This window comes from Dyella sp., from assembly GCF_036384435.1.
Lineage (GTDB): Bacteria > Pseudomonadota > Gammaproteobacteria > Xanthomonadales > Rhodanobacteraceae > GSA-30.
In genome coordinates, this window is record NZ_DASVMI010000007.1 from 1 (window position 1) to 12,748 (window position 12,748).

The 12,748-nt window shown below is 58.0% G+C and carries 10 protein-coding genes; 3 read left to right on the top strand and 7 right to left on the bottom strand.

Features of this window, described 5'->3' with window-relative positions:
- The 4 genes from VF436_RS00475 to VF436_RS00490 all read right to left on the bottom strand — a co-directional run.
- A partial coding sequence (locus VF436_RS00475) for an amino acid adenylation domain-containing protein (RefSeq protein WP_330901996.1) occupies nt 1-4,565 on the bottom strand: 4,565 nt, incomplete at its 3' end.
- A gap of 130 nt (nt 4,566-4,695) precedes the next feature.
- Nucleotides 4,696-4,905, bottom strand: a complete 210-nt coding sequence (locus tag VF436_RS00480) for an MbtH family protein (RefSeq protein ID WP_330901997.1) — start codon at nt 4,903-4,905, stop codon at nt 4,696-4,698.
- Nucleotides 4,906-5,174: 269 nt separating this feature from the next.
- Entirely contained in the window at nt 5,175-5,615 is a 441-nt protein-coding gene (locus tag VF436_RS00485; protein WP_330901998.1) for a hypothetical protein, read from the bottom strand.
- 100 nt (nt 5,616-5,715) lie between these two features.
- Nucleotides 5,716-6,486 (bottom strand): thioesterase II family protein, encoded by a 771-nt coding sequence (locus VF436_RS00490; protein WP_330901999.1) that lies wholly within the window; start codon nt 6,484-6,486, stop codon nt 5,716-5,718.
- Nucleotides 6,487-6,807: 321 nt separating this feature from the next.
- On the opposite strand from VF436_RS00490, the gene VF436_RS00495 reads away from it, so the two are divergent.
- Nucleotides 6,808-7,848 (top strand): glycosyltransferase, encoded by a 1,041-nt coding sequence (locus tag VF436_RS00495; protein ID WP_330902000.1) that lies wholly within the window; start codon nt 6,808-6,810, stop codon nt 7,846-7,848.
- A 59-nt stretch (nt 7,849-7,907) separates the two neighbouring features.
- Here the strand turns inward: VF436_RS00495 and VF436_RS00500 are convergent, their stop codons facing one another.
- Together VF436_RS00500 and VF436_RS00505 are read right to left on the bottom strand one after the other, a co-directional pair.
- The gene (locus VF436_RS00500; RefSeq protein ID WP_330902001.1) at nt 7,908-9,194 is read right to left on the bottom strand and encodes a PLP-dependent aminotransferase family protein; all 1,287 of its coding nucleotides are present in this window, start codon (nt 9,192-9,194) and stop codon (nt 7,908-7,910) included.
- Nucleotides 9,195-9,625: 431 nt separating this feature from the next.
- Entirely contained in the window at nt 9,626-10,783 is a 1,158-nt protein-coding gene (locus VF436_RS00505) for an alpha-hydroxy-acid oxidizing protein (RefSeq protein ID WP_330902002.1), read from the bottom strand.
- Nucleotides 10,784-11,331: 548 nt separating this feature from the next.
- Here VF436_RS00505 and VF436_RS21660 point away from each other — a divergent pair.
- Both VF436_RS21660 and VF436_RS00510 read left to right on the top strand, forming a co-directional pair.
- Nucleotides 11,332-11,550, top strand: coding sequence for an ESPR-type extended signal peptide-containing protein (locus tag VF436_RS21660; protein ID WP_414649789.1), 219 nt, complete (start codon nt 11,332-11,334; stop codon nt 11,548-11,550).
- A gap of 227 nt (nt 11,551-11,777) precedes the next feature.
- On the top strand, nt 11,778-12,143 hold the full coding sequence (locus VF436_RS00510; protein WP_330902003.1) for a hypothetical protein: 366 nt from the start codon (nt 11,778-11,780) through the stop codon (nt 12,141-12,143).
- Between the two features lie 224 nt (nt 12,144-12,367).
- Here VF436_RS00510 and VF436_RS00515 read toward each other — a convergent pair.
- Nucleotides 12,368-12,748: MFS transporter (locus tag VF436_RS00515; RefSeq protein ID WP_330902004.1), on the bottom strand; the 381-nt coding region annotated here is incomplete at its 5' end.

A 12,748-nucleotide genomic window follows, 5' to 3' on the forward strand; every position in this document is an offset into this window, starting at 1 on the left:
GCCACGACATAGCCCACCAGTTGCTTGTGTCCGACGACATCCTCGCGAACGACCACGGCCGCTGCCTGCACACCGGTCAACGACGTCAGTGCCGACTCGATCTCGCCCAGCTCGATGCGGAAACCGCGCAACTTGATCTGCTGGTCCGAACGCCCTCCGAACGCCAGGGTGCCGTCAGGCCGCCAACGCACCGTATCGCCACTGCGATACATGCGCTTGCCCGGCTCAAACGGATGGGCCACGAAACGCTCGGCGGTCAGGGTGGCACGTCCCAGGTAACCCCGGGCCAGACCTTCGCCGGCGATGTACAACTCACCCGGTACGCCGATCGGCACCGGCTGCAAGCGATCATCCAGGACATACAGCTGTGTGTTGTCCAGGGCCGACCCGATCGGCACCGATCCCTCGCCCGGTAGGTCCTGCAAGCGATGATGGGTGGCGAAGGTCGTCGTTTCCGTCGGACCATAACCGTTGACCATCTGCACATGCGGGTGCCGCTCCATCAACCGCCGCACATGCGCCGGTGACAGGACGTCGCCGCCGGCCACCACTTGCATCACCTGGGAGAAGGCATCCGGGCATTCGTCGACCATCAGGTGGAACAGGCCGGCAGTCAGCCACAGGCCGGTGACCGATTGTTCCCGGATCGTGCGCTCCAGCACCTGGATGTCGGTGCGCCCCGAAGGAGCGATGACGATCTGGTTTCCGTGCAACAACGGGACCCAGAACTCGTAGGTCGAGGCATCGAAGGCTTGGGGTGAGTGCAGCAATATCCGCTGCTGACTGGGATCATCCCAACGACGATCCAGCGCAAGGGCCAACACGTTGCGCTGGGTGACGGCCACGCCCTTGGGACGTCCGGTCGACCCGGAGGTATACATGACGTACGCCAGGTGATCTGGGCTGGCTGCCACCTCGGGCGCATGCGTGGGATAACCGGCCAGGTGGGATGCTTCCTGATCGAGCACCACGAGCATGCCGGGGAAGGGCGGCAGCCGGTCGAGCAAACGGCTATGCACCAGCATGACGGGCGTACCGCTGTCCTGGAGAATCTGCGCCAGTCGCTCGGTGGGATACTCCGGGTCCAGCGGCAGATACGCCGCACCAGCCTTGATCACACCCAGGATCGCCACCGGCAGGTCCAGCGATCGTTCCAGGCAGATGCCTACCAAGGTATCGGGACCGACGCCCAAGCTGACCAGATGCTGGGCCAACTGACAAGCGCGGCGATCAAGTTCGCGATAGGAGAGCGTGCTATCGCCAAAAACCACGGCGGCAGTGTCGGGAACTTGTTGTACCTGCACGTCGAACAGCTGGGCCAGGCCCGCATCAGGCAACGGCACGTGGGTCTGGTTCCACCGCGCCAGCGCCAGTTGCTCTTCCGTGTTCTGCAGAGGCAGCGTGCTGATCGGTGCATCAGGCTTGCCGACGGCCGCGTCGAGCAGGTGAACGAAATGATCCACCATGCGAACAGCGGTCGCATGATCGAACAAATCGCATGCGTACTCGAGCTCCGCCTTCAAGCAGTGGGATGCGTCGCTCTGCACCTGGCTGAAGCCCCAGGTCAAATCATATTTCGAGACCGGGAAATGCACGGGCAGCGCCACGGCCTGGTGCGCCCCAAAATCCACGTGGGTCACTTCATTGACCCATACCATCGCAACTTGGAACAGAGGATGGTAAGCGTTGCTACGCAACGGATTGATCAGATTCACCACCCGCTCGAAGGATGTCTCCTGGTGCGTCAGCGCTGCGGCATCAACCGAGCGGACGCGCGACAGGAGCTGCCGAAAGCTGGGGTCGCCCGCCGTATCCACGCGCAACACGAGCAGGTTGACGAAAAAACCGACCAGGTTCCCGAGCGCCTCATCCGTACGACCGGCCACCGGTGTGCCTATGGCGATATCCTCGCCCGCGCCATAGCGAGTGAGCAGCGCACAAAGCGTGGCATGCAACAGCATGAAAGGTGTAACACGATAGGCTTCGGCAGCGCGTTGCAATCGCTCAAAACGCTCACCATCGATCCGGAATGCAACCGTATTGCCACGATGACTTTGCTTGGCTTGCCGAGGCCGGTCGGTCGGGAGCTGGATGGGTTCGGGCAAGCCATTCAAGACCCGTTGCCAGAACGCTTCGTGCTGCGCAATCGTACTACCCGCGCGCTCGTTGCCGTTGTGCAGTTGCCGATGCCACAAGGCATAGTCGGCATATTGCACGGGAAGTGCCGACCACGCAGGCATCATCCCTCCAGATCTTGCCCTGTACGCTAGAGCCAGATCGCGGGCGAGGATTTCCATGGAGAGGCCGTCACCCGCCATGTGATGCACGACCAGAAGCAATACGCAGGCTTGCGAATCGACAAGAAACAGATCGGCGCGCAGCGCTGGCTGACGGGTCAGATCAAATGGCCGCACGGTGGCAGCCGTCAGTGCTGAGGAAAGCGCTTGGCTCTTGATGACGTGACTGGCGAATACAGGAGCTACCTGATCGGCAAGACCCACATACTGATAAGGCTCCGGGTCGGCCGGCACAACGCGGGTACGCAAGCTTTCGTGCCTTACCATCACGTCACGAAGCGCCAGGTGCAGCGTGTCCGGGTTAGGGCGGAACGGCAACTCCAGCGCCAAGGGAATGTTGTAGACCCCGCGATTTCCTTCCATCTCCTCAACCAGCCATAGACGCTGTTGTGCTGAGGAGAGCGGGATATCCCTCGGCCTGGGCATTCGGCAGATCGCAGGACGCGCACGCGCTGCCGTGGTCAGCTGCGGCGCAAGCGACGCCACGGTCGGGTGCTCGAGCAGGGTGTTGAAAGTCAGCTCAACGCCGAAGTGCGCGCGAATTCGCCCAAGCAGACGAATCATCAGCAGGGAGTGGCCTCCCAGGTCGAAGAAGCTGTCATCCACGCCGACTTTGGAAACACCAAGGACCTGCGCAAAAACCTGAGCCAGTGCCTGTTCTTCGTGGGTCCGCGGCGCTGTATAGAGGCGCTGGGGAAACACAGGCAAAGGGAGTGCCTGGCGATCAAGCTTGCCGCTGGGTGTCAATGGCACGACATCGAGCAACATGATTGCCGCCGGCACCATGTATTCGGGAAGTTTTTCGGCCAATGCACGGCGTAGCGACGCCGGATCTGGTGCAACGCCTCCCGTGGCAATGACGTAACCCACCAGTTGCATTTGATCGGACAGGTCTGTTCGCGCGATGACAACGGCGCGCGCCACTCCGGGTTCCTTTTGCAGGGTGGCTTCGATTTCTCCTAATTCGATGCGCAGACCACGAAGCTTGATCTGGCTGTCGGTTCGGCCGAGAAAGTCCAGTTGTCCGCAGGGTCGCCACTTCACAAGATCGCCAGTGCGATACATGCGTTGCCCCATGACAAAAGGGTTCGCGACAAAGCGACCTGCTGTCATGCCTGGCGCGTTCAGATAGCCGCGTGCCAGGCCTTCACCGGCGAGATAAAGCTCGCCGACCGTGCCTGCCGGCACCATGCGAAGCTGTTCGTCCAGGACATAGGCCGACGCGTGGGGCAGGGGGAAACCAATGCCCGCATGCGGACCTCCAACCGGAGGCGGCACACCCGAGTCCCAGCCCGTCGCATATACCGTCGCTTCCGTGGGGCCGTAATAGTCGGCAACGTGGCACTGCGGCCACTCGCGTGCCATGCGGGCCTTGAGGGGCTCAGGCAGTGCTTCACCTGCCAATACGATGCTCTGCACACCGTCCAATGGGCTGCCGGGTTCATCTAGCAGACCAGCTAATGCCGAGGGCGACGTGCTGACCAGACTATTGTGAAACCGCTCTTGATGCGGATCGCCCAACGCCAGGAAGTCCCGGATCAAGCGGATCTGGCCGCCGAAGCAAAGAGGTGAAAACAGCTCAAAAATCGAGACATCGAAGCTGAAAGACGTGGTGAGCCAGACGTGGTTCAGTCGCTCGCCAAAATGGGACATGGCCCAGCGCACAAAGCTCGTCAGATTTTCGTGGGAAATGACGACGCCCTTGGGCCGTCCAGTCGATCCGGACGTGTAGATCACATATGCAGGTTGACCAGGGAGATGGCCGATATCGAGCAACTCATCGCCCTGTGCTGCTGATGAGTCTTCGACGGCCTCGGACATCGAAAGACAACGATGACCGGCCGTCAGTTCGTCAGGCGACGATTCGTCAGTAACGATAAGCGTGGGAGCGGCATCTTCGATCATCAACCGAAGTCGCGGCATCGGATAACGAAGATCCAGCGGCAGATAGGCCGCTCCTGATTTGAGGACGGCCATGATAGCGACGATGGCGTCCAGCGATCTGGGCATCGCTATCGCAACGACACGCTCGGCGCCTGCACCAGCAGATACCAGGCGACGAGCCAGTGCCGTGGATCTTTCATCGAGCTGCGCATAAGTGAGCGCGGACGATTCGTGCGCGATGGCAATGGCCGAAGGCTTGCTCTGCACCTGGCGCTCAAAGAGATGCAGCATTCCCACGAATGCTGCTGGCGACGTAGCCGCACCCGAGGTCGGCAAGGCCTTCGTCGTTACCCCATCTTCCATGGAAGAGCGTAGTTCTATCATGCGCACAAGCCTTCGTCCCGCGTGTCGGGTGTAACGAGGCGATCACCTCGCGGCTAATTCGGATAAAACATCCCCTGCAACGCTCTGGAAGAGCGCTGTCTTGCATCACTGGAAGCGGCTAAGGCGGGTGCTAGCCGCCCATCGCTTCCACGAGGCTCCGGGGACGCATATCCGTCCAGTGCGTCTCGATGTAGTCGAGGCACGCCTGCCTGTTGTCACTGGGATGTGCGACGGTCCAACCCTGCGGGACGTCGGCGAAAGCTGGCCACAATGAGTACTGCAACTCATCGTTTACAAGGACCAGATACGAGGCGTCTTTGTCTTCGAACGGATTAGTCACTGCAAACTCCTGGCGAATGCCAATATTCGTACAGACCAAAAACCGCTGACACTCCCACGCCTGCGACAAGCAACTGATTGCTCGCAAGAATTCGCTGCAAGGCGAAGGAATTAATTTTTAAGCCGCAAGCCACCGGCACGCCGATAAAAAATCAGCATGACATCAGCCTTTGAGGAAAAGATTCCCCTTGGATTACGCAAATAAAACCCCTGAAAGCCGAGCACACGAGGTGCTGGCCTTCCCATCCCTTAAGCTCTGGAATTGCGCCTTCAGTGCGAGACGAGCGTCATTCCATAACCAAATCTAGCGAATCCCTTGCTGTTATCCGTGTTGATGGATAAGTCAGCCTTGCCAGGCGCGCTAACTGTGATCCGAACCTTCGTATCGGTTCCAATCTGTCCAACGTAGGCATTACTACCTGAAGCATGCAGCACCGCTTTATCCGATGCGCCTGAAGGCTGCAGGTCTTTCGGCAACGTGATTTGAATCTGTTGATCCGGCAGCTCTGAGATGACGGCAGTCATGGTTTCTCCAGAAGAAGAGAATGATCCGTCCAGTTTCCAGGTGCCAAGGAGCGAATTAGCTGGTGTCGATGCCATGACCACGCCGCTGAGTGAGAGTGCCGCCAAAATGAGCGATTTTTGCTTCAGCTTAGAGGCCTTGATTGACCCGTTGGATCTGAAAAACCTTATTCCTTCGAAAGCAGGCATCAGCACCGAACTCCGATTCAGTATGCCTATGAACACTAGCAGTTAATATTTCGAGTAGCAAGCCGTCACGCAAATTTTATGTGTGATAGATGACACATAATCACGGGAGATTCACGTACTCCATTTGGAGTAGATCATTCAAAGTGGCAGCCACAGGAACCGGCTGTTCCTGAAGGAAAAAGTGCCCTCCAGAAAACGTTTCCACTGATGATTTTCCACGCGTCTGAAATGACCACTCGGGAAGACGTAAGTAGTCCACGGTGTCGTCGTCGATTCCGCCAAACACGGTGATTTCACACGCCAGCGGCGTTGCGTCGTAACACGCGTATTCCTCAGCCATCTTCAGATCCGCACGAAGCATGGGAATAAGCAGCTCCATCAAATCGAGGTCTTGCAAGACCTCTACAGGCGTCCCGCCATATTTGTGAAGCTCGTCAATTAATTCGCCCTGCGGCAAGTTATGGAGCTTCTTGCGATTACGTGGAAGATGTGGGGGTAACGCCCCTGAAGCAATCAGGCGCATGAGGTTGAGCCTTCCATCGCGTTCCAGATTCTGTGCAATATGAAATGCCAGCCGGGCCCCAAGGCTGTGGCCCAGCAACACGACGTTGTCGGTACCCAGCTTGGACCGCTCCTTTAACAGGGCGGCAGCGGCGTGATGAGCGGCGAGGGAAATATCGTCAATAAGATCCTCTCCGAACCGCCGCCCCCTTCCCGGCAAATCGGCAGCGATAACTTGAACTCCATCACAAACCCGCGAGGCAAGCTCTCGAAAGACGTTGGAATTGCCTCCCGCATAATGAAAAAGAACCAGCGCCACGGCAGGCCTGGGGACGGATTTGATCACGGTAAACCATTCACCACTGGACATGTCTGTCATATGATCCGATTAAAGCCGGGATGCCGCTCGATACACGAGCGGATGACTGGTAGGGGATTTGAAGAAACCCATGGCCCGTGGCAGCTGGACGCAGCTGGCTCCAGGGCAGGTGGGCAGCATACAAGCGGCCCGGGTTCAAATTAAAGCTCAAGATCTAGTCGGTAATGCACAGGGGGATGCTTGAGATTGCTACTGATACCCAACGCGGGCGCCGTGGTTCCTCATCTCGTGCCACTCATGGCACTGGATTCATTACTCGACAGGCATACCCACGAAACGGCCTTTCTCCTTCCTTCCCATCTTCATGGGCCCATGAAGACGCTGGGCAGACAAGTCCTTGATATCGATTACCAGGCGCAATCGTCCTTTCGTGATGAGATGGCCGCCTGCGGGGCTTTTCAACCCGACGTCATCCTTGACGACTTCAGCATGGTGGCGTTATTGACGGCACAGGTCACCGAAACTCCACGCATTACCGTGGCCAGGACCGGCGTTTTCCCTGGCGGGCTGCCGTCGAACAGGAACTACCGGCATAGTTGTGAGTCCCTGGGGGAGGGGCGATTCGATTTCGCCGGAAACTACGGCAATTGGGAAAGCTTCTTTGGCATCAAGCCGCCGAATGACTTTGCACAATTGAGTGAAGCGAACCTCAGCATCGTTCCCGGCATCCCGCAAATCGAGGTGCTGCCTGCCGGTGCAACCGATATCCAGACCTACCATTTTGCCGGAACACTTGGCATTCCCGACCACGAGATGGCGCAGCTGCATGCGCATGGGCTTGCGTCAAATCCAGCGATTGAGCGATTTCTTGAAAAGCATCAAGGACAGCGAATCGCGTTGCTCACCCTGGGCTCGGTCATGGCATCGCGAGGGGCCATGCGGTCAGCTGTCATTGATATGCTGCAAGCGGGTATCGCCGTGATCTCCACGATGACGGTCGATGATTTGCAACCCTCACTGGGCGATATGTTCCTGTACGCTCAGCGAGTACCCATGGATGCCGTGTGTTCCCGGATAGATATGATGGTCCACCACTGCGGCAGCGGCACATATCAATACGCGATCAACCACCGACTCCCATCTATCTGTATCGGCTCCGGATTTTATGACCGGGACGATGTTGCGAAGCGACTGGCCAGTCTGGGCGTCGCCATCCACCTGCCGTTCGAGCACGATGACGAGGCCTTTATCGAAAACTTCAGGCAGGCCTGCACCCAGGCAAGCGAAAATGGAAAGTGGCTGGAACAGGCCCGCCTGGCGCTTGATGGCTTGAAAAAAGAGAACGAACGCGTATCGCGGACTTTCGACATGGAGTCGATTCTGAGGAGCCTCTGGATGACCGAGGAACCATGAGTCAGCTCGAACGCAAAAGCAGGGATGCCGGTCACGATGGCAACCCAGGCGGCAACACATCAGTCCAAGACGATTTCAGGCACCAGCGTGGACGCCCTCCGGGAAGGCATCCCCTGTTCTAATTTGCGCGCAATAAATCGTGATAACGCCGCCACACCCGCGCGAATGCGCTCTGGGTGTTGAGCGCTGAAGGCCAGCCGGATGCGTCGATTTTGTGTTTGATCGAAGGCGAAGAACGCCATGGGCAACACAATCACGCCTTCCTGAACCGCGCAATCGGCAACCAACTCCGCATGGAAGTCGATCGGTACGTCCAGGCTCAGGAAAAAACCTCCCTGGGGATGATTCCAGTGGATGGACGAATCATTCCCAGCGAAGCTCTCCTCCAGTTGCGCGAGCATGACATCGCGATTCTGGCGATAAACATCGACAGTGGGAGCCAGCCATGACTGCAGGCTGCCATGGCGCTCCATGAGCAGACCACCGACGACAGCCTGGCATAACTGACTGGTGTTGACGGTGATGAAACTCTTTCGCTCGGTGATGCGGTTGAAGAGATCCAACTGTGCCTTGGCGTCGCCAAACAGGGTTTCCGGCAACGTAGCCGCGCCGACGCGAAGCGCGGGCGCGATGGTCTTGGAATAGGTGGAGAGGTAGATCACGCAGCCGGCCGTATCAAGCGAAGCCATCGCGGGAACCGGGAGCCCCTCGTAGCGAAACATCCCGTAGGGATTGTCTTCGAGCACCACGATGCGATGACGCTCACACGACGCCAGGATGGCGAGGCGCTCCTCAAGTGACAACGTATCGCCGGTCGGGTTATCGAAATCCGGGATAAGGTATATGGCGCGTACGCGTCTATTGTCGGCAGCCAACGTGCCGACGGCATGTTCGATTTGCGCGTCGATACCGTCCACGCTGCCATCAAGCGGGTGGAGTGCGACGGATGCGCCGGCTGCAGCACCCGTTATGCCGATATAGGTCGGATTACGCACAAGCACGACGTCGGTGTCGTCGGGGCATAACTCGGGGAGGCATAGCGCGAGTGCTTCCTGGCAGCCTGCCGTGACAATGGTGCGGGCTGAATTTGCACGCACCCCGTCATCCTGGGCAATTTGCGCCGCGATGAGCTCGTGTGCCAGGCCGGCTGTACGGCCATACTGCATGACCTTCGCCAACGGAGATTCACCGTGGAAGATCGTGATCCAGCGACTCAACGATTCGGCGCTGATTTCATCGAACAAGGTATTGGATGGGCGCCCAGCCGCTAACGAAATGGCCGATGGATAAGCCTCGGCAACCTCATTCAGGAAGTTCATTACGGAGGCGTTTTTTTGCGCTGACATCGTCGTTCCCTGTCGTTGTTTGAACGCTCGACTTCCAACAGCCTTGAGCGTGCGGCCCGAGACTGGCTTTCTATCATTTACTGGCTATGTGACGCGATTCGGGCAGCTGCCGTACACCTTAAGGTTGCGCAAGCTTTGTCGGCATGCGGCAAAATCAATCAAAAACCTTGCATCAACCCGATTCACATTACCAGGGGCCTGGATCGCCAGCAAGAAGCCATTCGGCCCGGAAATCAAGATGACCGGCATATCAAGATATAGGTCTAATTATTTGATGCCATTAGGAAAGGCGGGCGATATGGCAAGACGACCCTTGATATTCAACACAATCTCTCAGTGATTTGCATCACGAAAAATGAGGTCATGGAACCAGGCTGTGTTAATCGGGTGCCTTGTCGGTCTTGCACAGCCTGAAGATCGAGCCCCTGTTATCAAGCTGTCGCGATTTCGCCAGCTGGGGCGGAAGGCGCCCGATGCAGATACTCGTGGCCAAGTTCGTCCACTGCACGGCAACCTATCTGCACCAAGGTGTCATCGAGCTGATCGCGCATCAGGCGAATGACCTCATCGACCCCTTGCTCGCCATGGGCGGCCAGACCATAAAGCGCCGCCCGGCCCAGCATCACCAGATCGGCTCCCAGCGCCAGTGCCTTGGCAATGTCGGCGCCATGCCGAAATCCACTATCGACCAGGATGGCTGCGTGGGTGGCAGCCCGAATGTCCTTCAATACATCCACGGGCGACAGGCAGTCATCCAGTTGGCGTCCGCCGTGGTTGGAGACGATGACCCCATCGGCTCCAAACTTGATGCAATGCGCCGCATCGGCAGGTGACAGGATGCCTTTCACAAGCAGGCGGTGTGGCCATACATCGCGTAACCAGGCCAGGCCGTCCCAGTCAAAGCTGGCATCCATGTTTCGACTCAACAAGGCCGCCTGTATCTCCAGATCGTCCTTGGCCACGTTCGCAAAATTGGCCAGGCCAGGTAATCCATGCCGCAAGATCGAGGCTGTCCAGCGAGGATGGGTCAATCCATCCCAGAGGGTGCCAGGGGTCAGATTCAGTGGAAGCCGGAAACCATTGCGCAGGTCCCTTTCGCGGATTCCGTTCTTGACCACATCCACGGTGAGCACCAGCGTGGTGTAGCCGGCGGCAAGGGCCCGTCGAACCAATTGCTCGGCCAGGCGACGGTGCACCACATAAAGTTGAAACCAGAGCTCGCCATCCACCTGCCTGGCGACGTCTTCGATACTGCATGACGCGGCAGTCGATAGCACAAAGGGCAATCCATGCCTGGCTGCCGCCTTGCCTAATGCGATGTCGCCCTCTGGCCAGAACAGGCCATTGAGGCCCGTGGGCGCGATGACCATCGGTAATGGCAGGCGTTTATGGAACAGGGCGCGCGACAAGTCTCGCGTGCTGACGTCAACCAATCGTTTCGGACTGAATCGAATACGAGCGAGTGCAGCCAGATTATGTTCAAGCCCTCTCTCAACGCCGGCGCCTCCATCGAGATAATCAAACACCCTGCGAGGAAGCCTTCGCCTCGCGGCGAATCGATAATCGTCCACACGTATCATCAGGCTCATCGAATGGACTCCATAACTCTGGCTCGGGCGCCGTCCTGAAAGTTTCAAGGATTACCCCAGCAGCCCAGGGTGCTCTCGAAATTAGAACATTTTCTGGCAGCACACAATGAACGCGTGATGTCGATTCTTTTCATGCTTTTTCAGAGGCATGAACACATTCATGCTAGGCCGCGCCGATACCGGGCTCGTCGTTGCTCTCCAAGCGAGCAGGCAATCGCGAACCCTGATGACAAGAAGGGGGCTCAATCAAGCATGGTCACTGACAAAAACAGCTCTGTGAAAAACATGACCTGACGCTACTTTCCAGATCGACCAATGACGTGACGTTGCCATCGCGGGCACGTGACCGGCATCGAAGCGACCTTGGACGAACCGGATCCCGGCACAGGCCCGTCAACCGGAAGGCAGGGCCGTCTAAAAGTCCATTGACGCGAACCGGCTCGCATATCGCTCATGATCGGCTTGTCACCGTGACAATGGGCTCTCTAGTATCCAAGGAGGGTCCACCAGATTAATCCGCCGGACGCGGCGTTGCAGGGGAAAGCGGCATGAACAAGACGTATCGGCTCGTATGGAGCCGGTCCACGGGTGCATCTGTGGCTTTCTCCGAGCTAGCGGCGCACGCAGACGCGCACGCACGGCACCACTGGCCTCCAGTCCAACTGCCTGTATCACGTAGATGCCACCCAGCCATCGTCGATCACCATCAGCTATTGATGACTGCCGAGGGGCGGGTGAGGGTGGTCGGCGAGGGGGCAAGCCTTTGATCGGCCACTCTATCCAGATCGGCTTTGGCCTGGATCGCGTTGCCAGTGCCTGCAGGGTGCCTGATGTGGTGACTGGAACGCCCCGGTTATATGGGTCGATTCGGGGAAGATCGATTGCCTGCCATCGTCAAACTTGAGGCGGCTTAAAGCATGTAATCTCGAAAACCCTTATAGGGTAATGGACGCCTTTACATGTAACATGCCTCCCGGGGATTCAGGGAGGTTTTATGACAAAGGTTATGTACCGCCTATCGGCGGCGCTTGCCGCCGGGCTATTCCTGGTGGTCTGGCGCCTTGCTGTGATTTATTACGCGCAGTATTCGGCAGAACAGGCGATTCGGCAAATGTCCGAGCAACAGCAGTTAGCCGCTCAGCATCTGGTGGATCAGCAGCACGCAGCCACCGTTGAACGGGAAAATGAGCGGCAACAAGAGCAGGCAAAGACCTTGGCCGCTCGCACATTAGCTCAAAATCAGCGCTGCGTGGGTGGCACGGTCATCACCGTCAATGGGAATGCATATACGCAGAATTTGAGCATGGATGGTCACCCGATTCATTGCTCGGGTTCTTTGGCGAGTCAGGCTTTGCGCTGATTTGTTGGTGTCGCACACCCTCATGTGCCATTCCAAATCACGCGGCACTTTTTCACGTGATTATCTAAACAGAAATCGGAGGGTTAAGCCCGTCCATGTCGGGATGTGAAGCCAGGCCGCCATACTCGTGTTTGATATCAGCTAGCCATTCCTTGGGTGATTGATCGTCAAGCATCCCCGACCCGCCTGAAGTGGCATTGCGATCTGTGGATTAAAACCTGCGCTTAGAGACGATTATATTCCAAGTTTAAATGACGCGAGTCGGGGTGTTGGGTGCCGAGTTTACGACGATAACCCCACCACAATGCCAGGGAGCCCATCGAGATGGCGCCCAGCAGCAGGAACGCGCCACGAAAACCGATGGACTGCGCCACCCAGCCGCCAAGCGCAGGGCTGAGCGCGGCACCGATACCTTGCATAGTCATGACTGCTCCTTGGGCGACATTAACGCGGCCCGTGCCTTGCATGAGTCGCGCGACCAGGGCCGGCACGGCGACGCTTTGCAATCCAGCTGCCACGCCATCCAGCACTTGCACCGGATAGACGCCCCAACGGCTGACGAAGAATGCTGCCAGCAGTCCGCGAACTGGCAATGCCAGGAACGT

Coding starts and splice junctions, on each gene's coding strand:
- VF436_RS00500 (WP_330902001.1), bottom strand. CDS start 9,194: ATGTCAGCGCAAAAAAACGCCTCCGTAATGAACTTCCTGAATGAGGTT.
- VF436_RS00495 (WP_330902000.1), top strand. CDS start 6,808: ATGAAGACGCTGGGCAGACAAGTCCTTGATATCGATTACCAGGCGCAA.
- VF436_RS00490 (WP_330901999.1), bottom strand. CDS start 6,486: ATGTCCAGTGGTGAATGGTTTACCGTGATCAAATCCGTCCCCAGGCCT.
- VF436_RS00505 (WP_330902002.1), bottom strand. CDS start 10,783: ATGAGCCTGATGATACGTGTGGACGATTATCGATTCGCCGCGAGGCGA.
- VF436_RS00510 (WP_330902003.1), top strand. CDS start 11,778: ATGACAAAGGTTATGTACCGCCTATCGGCGGCGCTTGCCGCCGGGCTA.
- VF436_RS21660 (WP_414649789.1), top strand. CDS start 11,332: ATGAACAAGACGTATCGGCTCGTATGGAGCCGGTCCACGGGTGCATCT.
- VF436_RS00485 (WP_330901998.1), bottom strand. CDS start 5,615: ATGCCTGCTTTCGAAGGAATAAGGTTTTTCAGATCCAACGGGTCAATC.